The organism is Palleniella muris (assembly GCF_004792655.1).
In the GTDB taxonomy this organism is placed as follows: Bacteria; Bacteroidota; Bacteroidia; order Bacteroidales; family Bacteroidaceae; genus Prevotella; species Prevotella muris_A.
Genome location: NZ_SRZC01000011.1, coordinates 1 through 17,978, shown reverse-complemented (window position 1 = coordinate 17,978; position 17,978 = coordinate 1). Strand labels below are relative to the sequence as shown.

16 protein-coding genes are annotated in these 17,978 nt (G+C 48.2%); 3 read left to right on the top strand and 13 right to left on the bottom strand.

The genetic code is table 11. The annotated features are described in order from the left end of the window. The first annotated feature begins 11 nt into the window (after nt 1-11). Both pulA and E5358_RS07660 read left to right on the top strand, forming a co-directional pair. A complete protein-coding gene (gene pulA, locus E5358_RS07665; RefSeq protein ID WP_135939648.1) occupies nt 12-1,970 on the top strand; it encodes a type I pullulanase in 1,959 nt (652 codons plus the stop codon). A 107-nt stretch (nt 1,971-2,077) separates the two neighbouring features. Then, nucleotides 2,078-3,985 carry an alpha-amylase family glycosyl hydrolase gene (locus E5358_RS07660; protein WP_135939647.1) on the top strand — a complete coding sequence of 636 codons (1,908 nt, stop codon included), beginning with the start codon at nt 2,078-2,080 and terminating at the stop codon, nt 3,983-3,985. A 185-nt stretch (nt 3,986-4,170) separates the two neighbouring features. Here the strand turns inward: E5358_RS07660 and E5358_RS07655 are convergent, their stop codons facing one another. The 13 genes from E5358_RS07655 to E5358_RS07595 all read right to left on the bottom strand — a co-directional run bounded on the left by E5358_RS07655 (nt 4,171) and on the right by E5358_RS07595 (nt 16,661). Then, on the bottom strand, nt 4,171-4,377 hold the full coding sequence (locus tag E5358_RS07655) for a DUF3791 domain-containing protein (RefSeq protein ID WP_277821215.1): 207 nt from the start codon (nt 4,375-4,377) through the stop codon (nt 4,171-4,173). 3 nt (nt 4,378-4,380) lie between these two features. After that, nucleotides 4,381-4,857: a DUF3990 domain-containing protein gene (locus E5358_RS15575; RefSeq protein WP_135939646.1), complete on the bottom strand. Its 477-nt coding sequence runs from the start codon at nt 4,855-4,857 to the stop codon at nt 4,381-4,383. Next, nucleotides 4,851-5,069: a DUF3791 domain-containing protein gene (locus tag E5358_RS15570; RefSeq protein ID WP_135939645.1), complete on the bottom strand. Its 219-nt coding sequence runs from the start codon at nt 5,067-5,069 to the stop codon at nt 4,851-4,853. The genes E5358_RS15575 and E5358_RS15570 overlap by 7 nt, the downstream gene beginning before the upstream one ends. A 212-nt stretch (nt 5,070-5,281) precedes the next feature. Then, a complete protein-coding gene (locus tag E5358_RS07640) occupies nt 5,282-6,871 on the bottom strand; it encodes an alpha-N-arabinofuranosidase (RefSeq protein ID WP_135939644.1) in 1,590 nt (529 codons plus the stop codon). A 922-nt stretch (nt 6,872-7,793) separates the two neighbouring features. Continuing rightward, nucleotides 7,794-8,246 (bottom strand): FMN-binding protein, encoded by a 453-nt coding sequence (locus E5358_RS07635; protein WP_277821214.1) that lies wholly within the window; start codon nt 8,244-8,246, stop codon nt 7,794-7,796. A gap of 28 nt (nt 8,247-8,274) precedes the next feature. Continuing rightward, nucleotides 8,275-9,342 carry an asparaginase gene (locus E5358_RS07630; protein ID WP_277821213.1) on the bottom strand — a complete coding sequence of 356 codons (1,068 nt, stop codon included), beginning with the start codon at nt 9,340-9,342 and terminating at the stop codon, nt 8,275-8,277. A gap of 440 nt (nt 9,343-9,782) precedes the next feature. Then, nucleotides 9,783-10,412: a hypothetical protein gene (locus tag E5358_RS07625; protein ID WP_135939643.1), complete on the bottom strand. Its 630-nt coding sequence runs from the start codon at nt 10,410-10,412 to the stop codon at nt 9,783-9,785. Continuing rightward, nucleotides 10,405-10,887: an RNA polymerase sigma factor gene (locus tag E5358_RS07620; protein WP_135939642.1), complete on the bottom strand. Its 483-nt coding sequence runs from the start codon at nt 10,885-10,887 to the stop codon at nt 10,405-10,407. Before E5358_RS07620 ends, E5358_RS07625 begins: the two co-directional genes overlap by 8 nt. Nucleotides 10,888-11,054: 167 nt before the next feature. Further along, on the bottom strand, nt 11,055-11,726 hold the full coding sequence (locus tag E5358_RS07615; protein WP_135939641.1) for a vitamin B12 dependent-methionine synthase activation domain-containing protein: 672 nt from the start codon (nt 11,724-11,726) through the stop codon (nt 11,055-11,057). A 53-nt stretch (nt 11,727-11,779) separates the two neighbouring features. Beyond that, nucleotides 11,780-12,964: a radical SAM family heme chaperone HemW gene (gene hemW, locus E5358_RS07610; protein ID WP_135939640.1), complete on the bottom strand. Its 1,185-nt coding sequence runs from the start codon at nt 12,962-12,964 to the stop codon at nt 11,780-11,782. Nucleotides 12,965-12,986: 22 nt separating this feature from the next. Continuing rightward, nucleotides 12,987-13,724 (bottom strand): peptidylprolyl isomerase, encoded by a 738-nt coding sequence (locus E5358_RS07605; protein ID WP_135939639.1) that lies wholly within the window; start codon nt 13,722-13,724, stop codon nt 12,987-12,989. Between the two features lie 69 nt (nt 13,725-13,793). After that, entirely contained in the window at nt 13,794-15,041 is a 1,248-nt protein-coding gene (locus E5358_RS07600; protein WP_277821221.1) for an ATP-binding protein, read from the bottom strand. A gap of 177 nt (nt 15,042-15,218) precedes the next feature. Continuing rightward, on the bottom strand, nt 15,219-16,661 hold the full coding sequence (locus tag E5358_RS07595; RefSeq protein ID WP_135939637.1) for an alanine/glycine:cation symporter family protein: 1,443 nt from the start codon (nt 16,659-16,661) through the stop codon (nt 15,219-15,221). Between the two features lie 361 nt (nt 16,662-17,022). On the opposite strand from E5358_RS07595, the gene E5358_RS07590 reads away from it, so the two are divergent. After that, nucleotides 17,023-17,811: an aspartate dehydrogenase domain-containing protein gene (locus tag E5358_RS07590; protein ID WP_135939636.1), complete on the top strand. Its 789-nt coding sequence runs from the start codon at nt 17,023-17,025 to the stop codon at nt 17,809-17,811. Nucleotides 17,812-17,978 lie beyond the last annotated feature (167 nt).

The following is a 17,978-nucleotide window of genomic DNA, read 5'->3' as shown; positions in this document are numbered from 1 at the left end:
AAGACAAAGAAATGGAAGCAAAAAAGATATTCCTTTCCTGTGCCATTGCAGCAATGAGCTATAGCGTTGCCAATGCACAGCAGTTTGATGAGATGGTCTATTCGCCACAGTCTACGACCTTCAAGCTCTTCGCTCCCAACGATGCGAAGGACGTAAAGGTGCGCCTTTATGGCAAAGGGCATGGCGGAAAGGCTGTCAAGACCGTAAAGATGAAGCGCACCGGCGACTGTCAATGGACAGCCGTAGTGCCGGGAGACCATAAGAACAAGTTCTACACTTTTGACACCGGACGCGGTGAATCGGCAGGAATCTTCGCGCGTGCCGTCGGTGTGAACGGCAAAAGGGGTGCTATCATTGACCTTAACGACACAGACCCGGCAGGCTGGGAGAACGATGTCCGCCCTGTGATTAAGTCGCCTGTAGACCTTGTTATATATGAGATGCACCACAGGGATTTCTCCATTGCACGCAACATCAATATCGATGCAGGCACTCCAAACGACATTAAAGTCAAAAGGGCAAGCACGGAATATCCCGGCAAGTTCCTTGCTCTCACTGAGGATTGGAGCATAAACTACCTGAAATCCCTCGGAGTCAACGCCATACATATCCTTCCTTCGTTTGACTATGCGTCAGTGGACGAGACAAAACTCGACACACCTCAGTACAATTGGGGATATGACCCGGTGAACTATAATGTGCCTGACGGCTCTTATTCCACTGACCCTTACAATCCTCATGTGCGCATTATCGAGTTCAAGAAGATGGTGCAGGCTCTTCACAAAGCAGGCATCAGAGTAATTCTTGATGTGGTCTACAACCATACTTTCGACATCGACGGAAGCAATTTCCAGCGCACTTATCCGGACTATTTCTATCGCAAGACAGCCGACGGAAAGTATTCTGACGGCTCCGGCTGTGGCAATGAAACTGCCAGTGAGCGTGAGATGATGCGCCGTTTCATAGTCGAGAGCGTGAAATATTGGATTGAAGAGTACCACATTGACGGTTTCCGCTTCGATCTTATGGGTATCCATGACATCGAGACTATGAACCTTGTGCGTGCAACAGTGAACGAGATTGACCCAACAATCTTCATCTATGGCGAGGGTTGGAGTGCAGGAACATGCGCTTATCCGCAGGACAAGCTCGGCATGAAGGCAAACATCGGCATGATGCCGGGTATCGCAGCCTTCAGCGATGAGATGCGCGACGCACTGCGCGGTCCGTTCAGTGACGACACGAAAGGTCAGTTCCTTGCCGGCATTGCAGGAGGGGAAGAGAGCATAAAGTTCGGCATTGCAGGAGCTGTGGAGCATCCTCAGGTTGACTGTGCAAAGGTAAACTACTCCAAGAAGCCATGGGCTTTGGAGCCTTCACAGATGATTAGCTACGTAAGCTGCCATGACGACATGTGCCTTGTCGACCGTCTGCGCGCAAGCATCCCTAACATAAAAGATGATGAACTCATACGCCTTGACCTTCTTGCACAGACGGCTGTATTCACATCGCAAGGCGTTCCGTTCATCCTTTGTGGAGAGGAAATGCTCCGAAACAAGCAGGGTGTGCACAACAGCTATAACTCTCCGGACTCCATCAACCGTCTCAACTGGAACAACCCGATACGTTACAGCAATGTCCTCGACTACTACAGCAAGCTAATTTCCTTGCGACAAAACCACCCGGCTTTCCGTCTTGGCAGTGCCGACCTTGTGCGCAAGCATCTTGAGTTCCTGCCTTCACAGGACGCACTCGTGGCTTTCCGCCTGAAGAACTATGCCGGACGTGACGACTGGCGCAACATCATCGTGGTGCTTAACGCCAACCGTGAGGCGCGCACCGTTGATGTTCCGGAGGGCAAATACACTGTTGTCTGCCGTGACGGAAAGATTGATGAGAACGGATTGGGCACTGTAAACGGCACGAAAGTGACAGTTGCGCCACAATCCGCGCTGATAATACATGATTAGAAAAGGTGACAGGTTGTTGGTTTTAGGTTATAAATTCATTATCCAATACCACAAAAGCCAACAACCTATCACCCACAACCAACGACCTCAAACCAATAACCTACAACATGAAACGAATATTATTCCTTGCAGCACTTGTGTTACAGACATTTGCAATGAAAGCAGCGACAGCGAAAATCGACAGGATTGAACCTGCCAACTGGTATGCCGGACTGAAGAATCCGTCACTCCAACTTATGGTCTACGGCAAGGACATCGCTACGGCGGATGTCAAAGTGGATTATCCAAACGTAAAGATTGACAGCCTTGTGCGCCTTGACAGCCCGAACTATCTTCTTGTTTACCTCAATGTCGGTGGCGCACAGCCGGGCACAATGACACTGAACATCTCTGGAAAGAAGGTGAAATACGAACTGAAACAGCGCGAAATGAGCGGTGACAAGCGCAAAGGCTTCACCAATGCCGATGTACTTTACATGCTCATGCCTGACCGTTTCGCATCGGCAGTGGCACCTACAAAGAAGAAGAGTGCCACAATTCCGATGAAGACAAAGTACACCGTGGACCGCACAAAACCTTCGTTGCGCCACGGTGGCAACATCGAAGGCATACGCCAACATCTTGATTACTTCACAGAACTTGGCGTGACAGCACTCTGGTTCACACCGGTCCTTGAGAACGACTCTCCTGACAACAATGGCAACAGCACTTACCACGGCTATGCCACAACAGACTATTACAGAGTAGACCCTCGCTTCGGAACCAACGAGGAGTACCGCCGGCTGATTGACGAGGCGCACACAAAGGGGCTGAAGGTGGTGATGGACATGATTTTCAACCACTGCGGATATGACCATCCGTGGGTTTCCGACATTCCTTCCAAGGACTGGTTCAACAAGCCGGAATGGCTTCAGTCGGTCAAAGAGGGTGAGACTCCCGAGGCGGCGGCAGCGAAAAGCGCACAATATCTTCAGACAAGCTACAAACTTACTCCTGTGCTTGACCCTTATGCCAGCAAGGTTGACATGAGCGAGACTGTCGACGGTTGGTTTGTACCGACAATGCCTGACCTCAACCAGCGCAACAGCCATGTCATGAAGTATCTCATCCAGAACAGCGTTTGGTGGATAGAGACTGTGGGAATCGACGGCATCCGCATGGACACTTACCCTTATGCCGACGCAAAGGCTATGGCATCATGGATGAAAGAACTTAACAGCGAGTACCCGAACTTCAATGTTGTGGGCGAGACATGGGTGACAGAACCTGCATACACCGCTGCATGGCAGAAGGATTCCAAGGTGGCAAAGGTGAACAGCAACCTCAAATCCGTAATGGACTTCAGCTTCTTTGAGAAGATAAACATGGCTAAGAAAGAGGATACCGATGCATGGTGGAACGGCTTCAACCGCATCTACAACAGCTTCGTTTATGACTACCTCTACCCTAACCCTTCAAGCGTGATGGCGTTCATCGAGAACCACGACACCGACCGTTTCCTTGGAGAAGGATGCGACACCGTAGCCCTCAAGCAGGCTCTCGCCTTGCTTCTGACCGTCAACCGCACTCCGCAGTTGTACTACGGCACAGAGATTCTCATGAATGGCACAAAGTCTGTGACAGACGGCAATGTGCGCAAGGACTTCCCGGGAGGATTTGAAGGCGACACTCGCAATGCCTTCACTGCCGAAGGACGCACAAAGCAGGAGAACGCTATGTTCAACTGGCTCAGCCACCTCTTGCATTGGCGTCAGGGCAACGATGTCATCATCAAAGGCAAACAGACGCAGTTCATCCCATTCAACGGCATCTATGTCATAGCAAGAACCCACAACGGACGCACCGTAATGACAATCCTCAACGGCACACGCAAGTCTGCCACAATGCCGGTAAAGCGTTATGCCGAGGTGATTGGTAACGCCCAAAAGGTAAAGGATGTGCTCACAGGCCGCTACTACAACCTTTCCACCGACCTTGAACTGCGTCCGCGCCAAGCCCTTGTGCTTGAATGGTAATGGTGTTTTCCCATGAACCTATCGGGAAAACAGCGTTAAGAAACACCCCTTTTAACACTAAACAACACTGTAAAATACAACACCGAGGCTGTGTCACTTTAGCATTGTGACACAGCCTCGGTATCTTTTTACACTCAGTAATCTCAAATTACAGTTCCTCCGAGAACGGGCTTCTATAACCCATGTTACTTATCCATGCGGATTATTTCCTCTGCCAAATACAAGTCACTACGGCAATGAAGCTCTGCAATGCCTTTGTCTATCAGTTCAAAAAGTGAAGAATTATAAAACATATTCATAGCATCACTATAAGAAATGCCCACTTTTACGGACAATAGTTCTATAATTCTTGCATACTTCATGTCCAATGTCAAACGGTCTGTTGTACTCATAATCTAAATATTAATCTTTCTGCAATCCGACAATCTCAGACATACATCTATCGCATTCTGCGTTATGAAGCATATTTGATGGTTTGGCTTATGGTAAACCAACTGCTGAAGGGCTTGTTCCAATGTGTATATGCCTGCCATGAAAAAATCCACAGTTCTATATACTTTGTCATTTGCAACACCGCCTTCAATAATGTCAAACTGTCCATATTCTGTTCCTCCTTTACGGCAACTGCAAACGAAACGCAACCATTCTTCATCGTAACTGTCAAAGATTTTTATCCTCATACTCAAACATGGAGCATATTCGAAAGTATGCAAATAAGCATCTTTTCCAAGCACAAGAAACCGTTCCCCGTATTTTACAGCCTGCTCTTTCAGCCGTGTCGTATAAAATCCTTTGCCAATGTCAAGGTTTCTACGAGAATGAACAGTGTCAGGAGCCGTTAACATAACGTCGGATGTGTGATAAACTAACATATCTCAAGCCCTTTCCTTTTCATTATATCAATAATATCCTGCGCTACATATTCAAGGCTGAAGGTATGAAGCACATCATAACATTTTACCAAATAGCCATCAATTATCCCTGCAGCGTTTATACGATTGTATATACATGACGAAGAAACTCCCAACATCAAAGAGAGCGTCCCTATTACTGCCGTTATATATTCTACATGTTCCCGCGTCATAAACTATTGGTTTTGAGTTTTTAATGCCGCAAAATTACACTTTTTTGGAGATAAAAACGTACAATCACTACATTTTTCCGGAGATAAATTCAGGGTTTTAACACACTTTTCCGGAGATAAGGCATGACAGTTTGCAGAAAAATCGGCTGACACTTCTGCAGAAATGCCAGCCGATAAGGATTGTCTTTCGCCTTCACTTACCAAGTGAAAAGTTACTTCACCGTCATCACCACGATAGACTTCTCAGGCATCTTGACGGTCAGTTTGCCGTTCTTGAGCTTTACATCCTTGAACGCAGCAGGCTTCACACGCTCCGGATTGTCAAAGTCGTTGTAGTCGCCGATGTTCTTGCAAGCAAGGATGCGTGCTTCCACCTTTGAGGCTTTCGCACCGTCAAGGTTGATAGCCACCTCACGCTTCTTGTCAAGATTCACATTGGCAAGGGCGATAACGATGCTGCCGTCAGCGGTCTTCGCAGCAGAGACACTCATCTCCTCAAGGTTGCGATAGCCTTTTTCGTTGCTTTCGTCCATGTCCTTATTCATGTCGTGACGCACCTTCATCACGTTGCAGTTCAGGTCAGAAGGAAGGAATGTAGCCTCCTGGAACGGCTTGTACATCTCGAAAACGTGGTAGGTCGGAGTAAGGACCATGTGACCCTTGCCCTTTGTGTCGGTTAGAATCATTGACTGGAGCACGTTCACGACCTGCGCAATGTTAGCCATACGCACACGGTCGGTGTACTTGTGGAACACGTTGAGCGTGAGTGCTGCCACGAAAGCGTCACGCATGGCATTCTGCTGGAAGAGGTGTCCGCTGACCGTGCCCGGCTCTTCGTCCCACCATGTGCCCCACTCATCGACAAGGAGACCTATCTTCTTTTTCGGGTCTTTCTTGTCCATGATGGCGCAATGCTTCTTTATGACATCCTCGATTTCAAGGCATTTGCCCAGCGTCCAATAGTACTGGTCATTGTCAAACTTTGTCGCAGAGCCTTTGCTTCCGTTCCATCCGGAGACGGTGTAGTAGTGGAGTGACAAGCCGTCCATCCTCTGTCCCACATTGTTCATCAGCACTTCCGTCCATTTGTAGTCGTAGTCGCTTGCTCCTGAGGCAATCTTATAGAGCCGGTTTCCGTCATAATTGCGACAATAAACGGAATAACGGCGGTAGAGGTCACTGTAGTATTCCGGACGCATGTTGCCACCGCAGCCCCAACTCTCGTTACCCACTCCGAGATACTTCACCTTCCAAGCCTTGTCGCGACCGTTCTGGCGGCGCAGCTTCGCCATAGGAGTATCGCCGTCACTCGTCATGTATTCCACCCACTTTGCAAGTTCCTCGACAGTGCCGCTGCCCACGTTTCCGCTGATGTAAGGCTCACAACCGAGCTTCTCGCAAAGGTTGAGGAACTCGTGAGTGCCGAAAGAATTGTCCTCGATTGTGCCACCCCAGTTGTTGTTCTGCATCTTCGGACGTTGGCTTTTCGGTCCTATGCCGTCCATCCAATGGTACTCATCGGCAAAGCAACCGCCCGGCCAGCGCAGCACCGGCACACTGAGATTCTTCAGCGCATTGAGCACATCCGTGCGGTAACCGTCCTCGTTAGGGATTTCTGACTCCGGTCCTACCCACAGTCCGCCATAGATGCATGTGCCAAGATGCTCCGCAAACTGTCCGTAAATCTCCTTGTGGATTTTCTCCTTTCCCTGTCCCGCGTGTACAGTTACAGTGACATCCTGCGCCGTCGCAGGGGAGAGAAAAGCAGCAAACATCATTGCTGTGATTACTTGTTTCTTCATTTTCTGTATAGTTAAGTGTTATTTGTTTAGAATCTGCTCTCAAAGTGCAAAATTACACAATATATTTGAGAAACGCTTCTTTCTGTGGCAAAAAAATCAGTTTTCCTACCCTATTACCATGTTTTTCCTCTTTTTCTGTCACATCATTGGGCAACAAATGCGCTATTACCACAGAATTGTATGCGTACGAAAATATTACATGAGTTTTCTAATGCTCTATTTATCATAACGGGAAAAATATGCGTTCTTCAGGCGAAAAATCATGCTTGACAATGTCAAAGGTAACACTTCACACTGCCAACAGTTACCGTTTGCAATGGAAATGATAACGTTTTGCAGTGGAAATGATAATGATTTACGCACTCAATGGTAACGAAATGCTGTGTTTTTTGTATAGAAAAACACAGTAAAACAATATAATACATTGATTTACAAAAGAATAGCAAAAGAGCAAAATTTTCACGATTTCACAACTTTTCCTTTTCAAAAAATCTACAGACGATTCTCAGAGAGCAAAAACAGCGTGAGTTTTCTAATTTTATTATTGCTATCCGGCAAACAGATACAACACATTATCATTCATCTGTTTCAGTTGTGACAAGCCCTTATTCTCGCATACAGTAACAGGGAGGGGCGTTGTAAAGTGTGGCGGAGCCACATTTTATGCGAAACATTTCGTATGAAAACGTGATTTCACAACAACTTGTGGAGTTTTATCGGACAGCAATATAATTTCAGACCTTATCCGAAAGACTGCGCAAGGGTGACAACCCGAACCGGCAGCCATACAAAAAAAGAATCTCCACAGCCAATAAAAACTTCTCTTGGCTATGGAGATTCTTGTCCTTTCTATCATATTCCGGCATGGAAACCGCGCTATTGCCGTAGCGGGAAGACCACCTTTCAGCAATCGGAAAAGTCATTATTTGTTCTTCTCATAATAGTCCAGCGCCGCCTTTATGTTCTTCTGCACTGCCGTAAAGCTCCTTGTCGCGCCTGTGCAGCCATCGACTTTCTGCTTCTCGGCGAGCTTCTTTGCCTTGCTGACCTTCAGGTTCTCATAGAGTGGCAGCAGGTGTTTCCTTATCCGTGCGAAATAGGAGACAGTCTCCATGTTCTTCAACGCCGTCACTTTCTTTACCTCATTGTTCTTGATATGCACCTCCACAGGAGTGCCTTTGCGGTGCCCGCGGGCGTTGCAGATGGTCGTTGTGCGCACGACATAAGTGCCGTCGGCATTCTTTGTCATCACCTCGTCGGCGGAAACCGTTACGGAGCACAGCAGAAAAGCCACTCCGCACAGTGACAACACCTTGCTTCTTGTGGCGGAAACCATGTGGGAAGCCATGGTGTTCAGCATGTCTGTCTTCATCATAATCCTAATAATTAACATGTATAGTGCATCAAATTGTTATCTCTCCTGCCAGACTTCGGCTCATGTGCGAACGCACAACCTCCGGGTCGGAATGACGGGCGGTGAGGTGCATGAGCTTCGTCACAGCGGCTTCTATCGTTGAATCGTAGCCTGAAAGCACACCGCTCTGCTGCAAGTGGTAGCCGGCATCGTAACGCCCCATCTCCACTCGTCCTGCCATACACTGCGAAATGTTCACCACAGTGATACCGCGCTCTGTCACTTCCCTTAGGATATTCGTAAGCCATGGACGCTGCGGAGCGTTGCCGGAGCCATAACTGCGCATGACAATGCCTTTCAAGTCAGGTATGTTAAGCAGATGATTGACAAGACTTTCCTGTATTCCGGGGAACACGGAGAACACTATGACATTCGGATTCATCTCGAAATGAGGGCGGACGGGCTGCGAAAAGTCCGGCGTGAGGATATGATGCCGTGCGAAACGGAAGTTCACTCCGGCATCGCAGAGGTGCGGATAGTTGAACGATTCGAAGGCATTGAACTGGTCGGCATTCTGCTTCGTGCTGCGGTTTCCGCGCAGGAGATGACCGCTGAAATAGATGCAGACTTCCGGAATCGGCGACACTCCGTCGGCAAAGGCTATGGATGCAAGTTCAAGACTTGTGATAAGGTTCTCCTTTCCGTCAGTGCGCAACTGCCCTATCGGCAGCTGCGAGCCGGTGAGGATGACAGGTTTGGTGAGATTCTGGAGCATAAACGACAGTGCAGAGGCTGTGTATGCCATGGTGTCCGTGCCATGGAGGATGACAAAACCGTCATACTTGTCGTACCGTTCCGAGATGATGCGCACGATGTCTGCCCATGGCGTGATGTCCATATCACTGGAGTCTATCGGTGTGGCAAACTGGTAAATGTCCACCGAAGCCTCTATCTGCTCCAGCTCAGGCAGGTCGTTCAGCAGATGATTGAAGTCCAACGGCTCCAATGCGCCTGTCCTTGGATTGTGTCCCATACCTATCGTGCCGCCGGTGTATACGAGAAGCACACGTCCGGTACGCTTGAGTGAGCTATGCAGTGTCATTGACTTTTCTTTCATTTTTTTTCTGTTTTTGCAGAGCCATCCCATAGCTGTCAGCATGGTGTATTGTGCGAAATCTACCACCCTGCAAGGCTCTATTTAATTGCAAAATTAGCTTATTTTTTTGGAAAAACGAAAGATTAGCCTATATTTTTAGGCATGGGAAAGAAAATTAAGTATCACGCCAAAGAGCATTATTTTTCGCTGATTGTCAGCACACTACACACTCATTATGCCTGACATCATTGTGTCAAAGAGGATTAATGGCAAAAAGAAAGCAAACAATCAGATACACTTGCAAAACGACATGGCAAAAAAATGCGGCAGATGCGTGCAGAAGAATACCATTTGTGGTACAATCCGCACGCATCTGCCGCTATAATCAAAAGGCAAATCACTGTCCCGCCATGCCTTAGGAGGGTGTTTTCCACGACTCAAAAGGTGGGACGGAAAAGGCGTTATGGTTGTTCCGTAAGTTCCTCTATCTGGCTTATGACATCATTGACGTTGGACAGCATCTTGCGGAACATCCTTGTTCCTACTATGAAACCTACGGCTCCGCCTATTCCGGCACCGATAAGAAAGGCATACATCTCGTCCTTTTCCGCCGCACTGCCGAGGATTTCAAGGGTGAGCCATGTGCCCCAACCTATCAATAACGGCACACTGATGAAGAAATACCTTATCTCGCGCTTCTTGAATCGCACCAGACGGCGCCTCTCCTCGATAAGATTGCCGGACATGATGTTGTCGGAACTGACAAGTTTCTTGTTGAAATAGACGAACACAAGGCAGCCTAACAGCAGCACTTCCGTTGCAATAACGAACCAGATGGACAACGGGAAAAGTACCAAGAAGTCAAAGGCGACAAGTGTCATCGCTACGATTCCCATGGCGCAAACCTTGTAAAGATAGCGTTCCACATCGTTGACACGGGTGCTCATGGTCTTGCGCATCAGGCGTTCGTTGATGATTTCCTCCTTGGAAAGTTTGTTTTTCAGCATCTCAACCTGAGATTTCAACTCCTCAAATCCTTCTATATTCTTATCCATAATCATTGCTTCTGTAGTTTTGTTGTTATCAATCATTGTTGTTCATTCTCTTCAGTTCTTCCTTGATTCTCACCAGACGGACCGACACATTCTTCACCGTGATGCCGACAACGGCAGCGATTTCGTCGTATGGCATTCCTTCCAGCCACAGCATAACGATGGCGCGGTCGAATGGTTTCAGCCTGTGCACCCTGTCGTGAAGCATCTTTATCTGGCGCGAATCCTCATCGTGCGTGTCGTAAAGATTGATGTCCATCGAAAGGCGCACTGACTTGTCACGCTTCCGTTTCCTGTCGGCAGAGATGCAGGTGTTGAAGCTCACACGCCATATCCATGTGCTTATCTTGCTCTCTTCGCGGAAAGTCCCCATGCCTTTCCACAGATTTATGAGGATCTCCTGAAACAAGTCGTCCGCCTCATCGGCATTCTTCGCGAACATGTAGCATACGGAGTAGATAGCGCTTTTGTTGCTCTCCACAATGTCTGCAAACAGTCGTTCATTCTTTTCCATATATCATTTGTTTTTTGATTGTTCTGCCCTTTAGACGCAGAATAGCACTGTAAAACTACAAAACAGTGGCAAAAAATATTTCTTTTTGTATAAAAAAAACGGCACAGTGAGACCACCAATGCCGTTTAATGTTTTCTATTCTTGGAAAGAGTTTCCATACATTCCCCTCACCGCTTCTTGCGCTTGTAGCAGTTTTCGTAGTTGCAGAGTCCGCAAGTGTATGGCAGATAGCGCACGTTCTTGCCAAGACCGATTACACCGCTGACGGACTTTATCGGCATCATCAGCGATGATTCCGTAAGGGAAACACCGCATGTCTCGCCCTTGAAAAGCGGGAACAGCTTCTGCTGCTCCATGACATGCCAGCCGCAATAGCCGGGAGAGAAGCGGTTTGTCCTGTGCCAGCCGAGCTTGTCTATCTGCGCTTGCAGCACCTCTTCCATTTTGTCCGCACAGCGTTCGACAAGGGCACTGCCGATGGAATGTGCAAGATAAGCGCGGAACATGTCCTCACACGCACCGCCACTGGTATCTTCTTCAGGCTTCATAAACTGCTCCATAAACTCCTGATACTCCTCGCCTGCCGTGCAGATGAAGAAACAATATGCCTCCGCCCTCTCCAACTGGCGGCTTATAATCCTGCCGACATCGAAGCCTTCAAAGTCGCGTGTCACAAAGAAAGACATCCTCGGACGCAGCCAACGGCGTATGTCGGCAAGCATGGTGTCAACTTCCGCCACGACCTCCGTGTCGGGTCGGCTGTCACCATATCCCATAAGGTCATAGATTTCCTTGACATTGAGGTCAAGGTCGTTGTATGTCAGTTCTTTTGTTGTCATTGGTTTGTGGAGATAATTGTCATTCGTAAATAAGGCGAGGACAGCATTTGCTGCTATTCTTCTATAAAGATAAGGTCACTCATGATGTCGTCCGAGATGAAAATCCCAGACTCTGTAAGGTGCAGTCTGCCGTCGTCCATTGCCAAAGTGCCGTTTTTCAGATGCCGTTCCGATTGCAAAAGCAAGTATTCTCGCTGCCCATCCGTCAGACTGTTAAGAGAGATTCCGCTGCTTGTGCGCAACGCTGTGGTGATAATATCGTTATAACGCGTCGTGGAATCTATGTCCTCGCACTCTCCGCCTATACCGTTTTCCGCCGGCACTTCGTCATGTATGAGGCGAAGATAGCCCTTCACATCGCTGACATTCCACCACCTGCGACGCCCATTATACGAATGGGCTGCTGCACCAAGTCCGAGATACGACACTTGATTCCAATAGGATGAATTATGCCGGGACTGACGGGATGGCAGGCAGAAATTGCTTATTTCATAATGTATATATCCGCTTTCCTTCAGCCGACGGACAAGAGTCTCATACATTTTCCTTGACAACTCCTCATCGACTTCCGTCACTTTTCCTTGTTCAAGCATACGGAACAATGGCGTATCTTCCTCATACATCAGTGAATAAGCGGAGATATGCTCCGGTCGCAAGGCAACGGCAGCGTCGATGTCCTCCTCCCACTCCTCCAATGTCTCTGACGGAAAACCGAACATGAGGTCTATGCTGATGTTATCAATGCCATTCTTCCGCAACAAGGAAACTGCCTCCTCAACCTGTCGGGAGGTATGGCGGCGACAGAGCCAACGCAGTCTTTCGTCGCTGAACGTCTGTGCTCCCATACTGATACGGTTGATTGGAGAACGCCCAATCCATTCGGCAAGCTCCGGCGTGATGTCGTCCGGATTGCACTCCATGGTCCATTCCTCCACGCAACTCATGTCGATACGCTCCCGAATGCCATTGACAAGGCTGTCCAACTGTGGCGTTCCGAGTGACGAAGGAGTGCCACCACCAAAATAGATGGTGGAGAAACGCTCATTTTCTGTGAGCGTTCCACCACTCCGTTGCCGTGAACAAGGGAACAGACCGTTGCCCTTGTCCGTGCGGTAGTCAAGCTCCTGCAGCACGGCACGCACATAATCCTCCTGCAGATTCAGTCCCGTAGTGGAATAGAACCCGCAGTATATGCACCTCGAAGCACAGAACGGAATATGTAGATAAAGCCCTGCCAATTAAATGACTGCTATGAACAACTTACTCAACAACAGTGACTTTCATAACAATGTCATCAACAGGACGGTCGCCGGGCTGTGTGGCTGCCTGCTGAATCATCTCCACAACATCAAGTCCTTCTGTCACTTCACCGAAGACAGTGTACTGACCGTCAAGATGCGGAGTGCCTCCGACAGTGGAGTAAATCTGCTTCTGCTCCTCTGTAAGTCCGCCGACGCCCTGTTCCTTCGCAATCTTTTCCGTCTCGGCAATGAGCTTTTCCTGCAACTCCATCAAGCCACTCTGGTCGCGGTTCTTGCGCATCTGCAGAATCTCTGCACGGTGTCCGGCGACAAGTTTGTTGAAAATGCCCTGCTGTGCCTGCATCTCCAACTGCTTTGAAAGCTGTCCGAGCTGCCCTTCTTTGTAGACATCTCCCCAGACAATGTAGAACTGGCTGCCTGAACTTCTGCGCTCCGGATTGACCTCATCGCCCTGACGCGCGGCGGCAAGAGCACCTCTTTTATGATAGATACCATCCTTTATTTCTGCCTCAATAGTGTAGTCCGGACCTCCTGTTCCATAGTGTGCGCCTGGTGCAGGGTTCTTTGAATCAGGGTCACCGCCCTGAATCATGAAGTTCTTTATCACACGATGAAAGATTGTTCCGTCATAATACCCTTCCTTGGCGAGCTTCAGGAAGTTGTCGCGATGCAACGGTGTCTCGTCGTACAGGCGCACAATAATGTCGCCAAGCGTTGTTGAAATCTTTACGTTCATATTTGTTTTAATGTTTTGATTCTGTTGTTTTTATTCGTCTTAATCTTACAATCACCGCACAAAAAACTGCTATCCAAGGAATTGCGCAGCATGGATGGCAGTGATGTTCTCCCCAAGTTCTGCCACATTTACATCATTACTCAGCACAAAACTGTGAAGCAAAGGCTTGTCAAGCAGCGATTGCAGCGTGCGCAAATGACGCGCATCAGTCCCCTGAACATGCTCCGTCAGCTTTATTTCAAAAGCATAATAGCCATCCTGTGTCTCCAAAAGCAGGTCTATTTCCTTACCGTCAGAAGTCCGCAGATGGTAAAGGAACACATCCGCCTCTATCTGTTTGATTTGCTTGTACATCTCCGCAATGACAAGACTCTCAAACTCATTGCCGTTCGGCATTGACTGTTTGCGTAATACAGCCTGCAGGATTCCATTGTCAAGATAATGTATCTTCGGCGACTTTACCAGCCTTTTTGCCGTGTTTCTTTCCCAAGGCTGCAAGGTGATGGTCTGGTAACTCAGTGTCAAGTATTGCAGATACCGTTTCACAGTTGTCGCACTCATACCTATGTGGTTGGCAATCGCTGAGACATTGCACAGCGAACCTGTCTGCAACGCTAACAGTTGCTGCAGCTTACTGTAAGGCTCAAGGTCCTGCATGGCTGCCAAATCCCTCACATCACGCTCAAGATAAGTCCTGATGTAGTCAGCCAGCCAACTGCGTTTCTCGGCATCTGTCCTACGCTCATCATAGAGTGCGGGGTACCCACCATAAGCCTTGTAATGTTCCCATGCCTCCATTTTTCTTGCGTACATTGGGTCTATCAGGAACGAAGGGTACAATGCCGGCAGCTCCTTGGTCTTCAACAAGGTCTGAAACGGTGAGTCCGGCACTGTGTCATTCCAGTCTGTTGTCTCAATCTCCGGCAATGTCAACGGAAAAATCTCCTTTATCGTACAACGGCCGGCAAGGCTTTCCTTAACCTTGTTCAACAACAGTAACTGGCTCGAACCAAGCAAAACGTATCGCGGTTCGTCCCATTGGTCGTACACCGACTTTATGCTTTCCACCAGCCGAGGACGCTTCTGAACCTCGTCAAGCACAGCCTTCGGATACAAACTCCTCCACTGTGCAGCCGTCAGTCGCGCGTATCCGTCAGCAGCAACAGGGTCTTCTATTGAAAGATATGTATAGTCTTTCAATCCGTTGCGTACAATAGTGGTCTTGCCGGTCTGCCTCGCACCCGTCAAAACCACTATCCTGCCGTTCACACTTTCAGCAGTTCTCGCAATCTTATCGGCTATGTATCTTGCTTTCATCACATCGTTTTTATTTATGGGCAAAGATACATGTTTTTCCTTAAACTACCAAATCATTTAACCACAAATGTCGGATTTTACGCCAAAATTCAACATTTAATGTTTAAATTTACGCCAATATTCGACATCGGATGTTGAATTTTACGCCAAAATCCAACATTTAAGTGCCTGACACTACTATTCCCAACACTCGATTTCGTCGGCAATATCGGGCATCATCGACCTCTTGAAAACAGGCTCTTTGATGCCGGATTTCTTCTGCTCGCGGTAGTTTTTCAGCAGGCGGAAGGCGTATTTGCCCAACAAAGCTATGGCAACGAGATTGCACATCGTGAGGAGTGCCATGCAGAAATCGCCTATCATCCAGACAAGGTCAAGACTCACCAGCGCACCGAACATGACCATAACGCCGGCAGAGGTTATGCGGTAGGCTGTCATTACGGCATTACTTTTCGTAAGGAAACGGATGTTTGCCTCGCCATAATAGTAGTTGCCGATGATGCTTGAGAAGGCGAAAAGAAAGATTGCGACAGCTATAAATACTGGTCCACAGTCACCGATTTCATGTCCTAACGCACTTTGTGTCAGGGCAATACCATTCAATGATGTGTCCCTGTACGCACCGCTCAGCAGTATGATGAACGCAGTGCAGGAGCAGACAACTATGGTGTCCGTGAACACTCCGAGAGCCTGAATCAGACCTTGTTTCACAGGATGCGACGTGCGTGCTGTGGCTGCGGCATTCGGTGCAGAACCTTCGCCTGCCTCATTGGAGAACAATCCGCGCTTGATACCGTTCATCATCACCGCCCCGATGCCGCCACCTGTCACTTGCGTGATGCCGAAAGCGTCCTTGAGGATTATGGAAAACATTTCCGGAACGAGGTGAATATTGATTATAACGATGTAGACTGCCAGCAGGAAATACCCTACTGCCATAAGCGGAACAATGACACTCGACACTTTTGCTATGCGCTGTATGCCACCGAAAACCACTAACAATGAGAGGATTACAAGCACGATTCCTGTCACGGTCGTATCAAAACCGAACGCCACATTCATTGCTCCACAGATAGTGTTCGACTGGATAGAATTGTTGGAAAGCCCGAACTGAAGGGTTATGAGCACGGCGAAAAGCTGCGCCATCCACGTTTTCTTCAATCCTCGTTGTATGTAGTACGCCGGTCCGCCGATGAAAGAGTCTTTGTTACGGAACTTATAAAGCTGCGCAAGGGTTGACTCCACGAACGAGGTTGCCGCACCGATAAGCGCAATAAGCCACATCCAAAACACCGCCCCGGGTCCTCCTATGGCAATGGCTGTTGCCACACCTGCAAGGTTTCCGGTGCCTACACGCGAGGCAAGCGACACGGCAAACGCCTGAAACGATGAGATATGCCGCTCCTTGCCGTTGCCGGAAGCATCGCTTTTCATTGTCTCCTGCCCCGTCTCCACAGCAGAGTCCGTAAGCAGGCGTATCATTTCCGGAATCATGCGGAACTGCATGAATCCGGTTTTCAGCGTGAACCACACGCCGCAGGCTATCAGTGCCACGACGAGAACGTATGTCCACATTATGTCGTTGACATCGGTGAGCAGAGTGTTTAGTATGTTTTCCATATCCAATCGGGCTTGCAAAATGACATTATAGCTGCAAAATTAGCGAAAAAACTTGTCACATCCAAACAATATCGGGAATTTAGTTGTAATGCTGAAACATTACGTTCCGTTTTCCTGCATTGCCACCTGCAAAACGAAAGGCATAAATACGTTTTTACCGCCATAACTGTCTCAAAAACATAATATTATATCCGACAAAACCAAAGGTAACACTTTGGTCGGTAAAGTGTTACCTTTGACCAAGCCAAGTCTTACCTTTGGCAGTGCAAAGTGTCACCTTTCATTATGTCAGTAAATACTCTCGCTCGGAAAACTCAAATAAAATTTGGTTTTCTCTCGACTTATTCGTATCTTTGCACACATGGAAAAATTAGTAATAGTAGGATGCGGAAAGTTGGCAAACATTGTTGCCGACGCGATTATCAACGGTTTGCTGCCGGAGTATGACTTGGTGGGAGTCTGTTCACGGACGCTTTCCAAGGCGGAAAGCATAGCGGAGAAAATGAGGAAGCATGGGAAAGAATGTGCGGTGTGCGAATCCTTGGACAGTCTTTTGGCACTGAAACCAGCCTATCTTGTAGAGGCAGCCTCCCCTGCCGCCATGCGAGAACTGGCTCTGCCGGCATTGGAGAATGGAACATCCATAGTCACACTCTCCATCGGAGCGTTAGCAGACAATGAGTTCTGCGAGCAAATCAAGAGTACCGCAAAAGCCCATGGCACAAGAATTTACATTGCTTCGGGTGCTACCGGAGGGTTTGATGTCTTACGCACTGCGGCACTGATGGGTAACGCTTCCGCCCGCTTTTTCAACGAGAAAGGGCCTGATGCGCTAAGAGGAACAGCTGTTTACGATGAGACTTTGCAGACAGAACAACGGACAGTGTTCACAGGAACGGCAGACGAGGCTATCAAAATGTTCCCTACAAAGGTGAATGTCACCGTGGCAGCCTCCCTGGCTTCGGTAGGTGCGGACAAGATGCAGGTGACGATGCAGTCTACTCCGGGCTTCAAAGGCGACACGCAACGTGTGGAAATAAAGAACAATCAGGTGCATGCTGTGATAGATGTCTACAGTGCCACCTCCGAGATTGCCGGCTGGTCGGTGGTCAACACCTTACAGAACATCATGTCCCCAATAGTGTTCTGATTGCTTTCTGACTACAAAGTTTATAAAAAAAAACGCCAAGGTATCTTGCAAAACCTTGGCGGAAATATGTGTGGATGGCACTTTTATACATGAAGTTGTTTAAACTAATTGGATTTAAGACATTTTTTAACAAACATGACTATGAATGCCAGATAGTTCCACCCTTT

Coding starts and splice junctions, on each gene's coding strand:
- pulA (WP_135939648.1), top strand. CDS start 12: ATGGAAGCAAAAAAGATATTCCTTTCCTGTGCCATTGCAGCAATGAGC.
- E5358_RS07660 (WP_135939647.1), top strand. CDS start 2,078: ATGAAACGAATATTATTCCTTGCAGCACTTGTGTTACAGACATTTGCA.
- E5358_RS07655 (WP_277821215.1), bottom strand. CDS start 4,377: ATGAGTACAACAGACCGTTTGACATTGGACATGAAGTATGCAAGAATT.
- E5358_RS15575 (WP_135939646.1), bottom strand. CDS start 4,857: ATGTTAGTTTATCACACATCCGACGTTATGTTAACGGCTCCTGACACT.
- E5358_RS15570 (WP_135939645.1), bottom strand. CDS start 5,069: ATGACGCGGGAACATGTAGAATATATAACGGCAGTAATAGGGACGCTC.
- E5358_RS07640 (WP_135939644.1), bottom strand. CDS start 6,871: ATGAAGAAACAAGTAATCACAGCAATGATGTTTGCTGCTTTTCTCTCC.
- E5358_RS07635 (WP_277821214.1), bottom strand. CDS start 8,246: ATGATGAAGACAGACATGCTGAACACCATGGCTTCCCACATGGTTTCC.
- E5358_RS07630 (WP_277821213.1), bottom strand. CDS start 9,342: ATGAAAGAAAAGTCAATGACACTGCATAGCTCACTCAAGCGTACCGGA.
- E5358_RS07625 (WP_135939643.1), bottom strand. CDS start 10,412: ATGATTGATAACAACAAAACTACAGAAGCAATGATTATGGATAAGAAT.
- E5358_RS07620 (WP_135939642.1), bottom strand. CDS start 10,887: ATGGAAAAGAATGAACGACTGTTTGCAGACATTGTGGAGAGCAACAAA.
- E5358_RS07615 (WP_135939641.1), bottom strand. CDS start 11,726: ATGACAACAAAAGAACTGACATACAACGACCTTGACCTCAATGTCAAG.
- E5358_RS07605 (WP_135939639.1), bottom strand. CDS start 13,724: ATGAACGTAAAGATTTCAACAACGCTTGGCGACATTATTGTGCGCCTG.
- E5358_RS07600 (WP_277821221.1), bottom strand. CDS start 15,041: ATGAAAGCAAGATACATAGCCGATAAGATTGCGAGAACTGCTGAAAGT.
- E5358_RS07595 (WP_135939637.1), bottom strand. CDS start 16,661: ATGGAAAACATACTAAACACTCTGCTCACCGATGTCAACGACATAATG.
- E5358_RS07590 (WP_135939636.1), top strand. CDS start 17,023: ATGGAAAAATTAGTAATAGTAGGATGCGGAAAGTTGGCAAACATTGTT.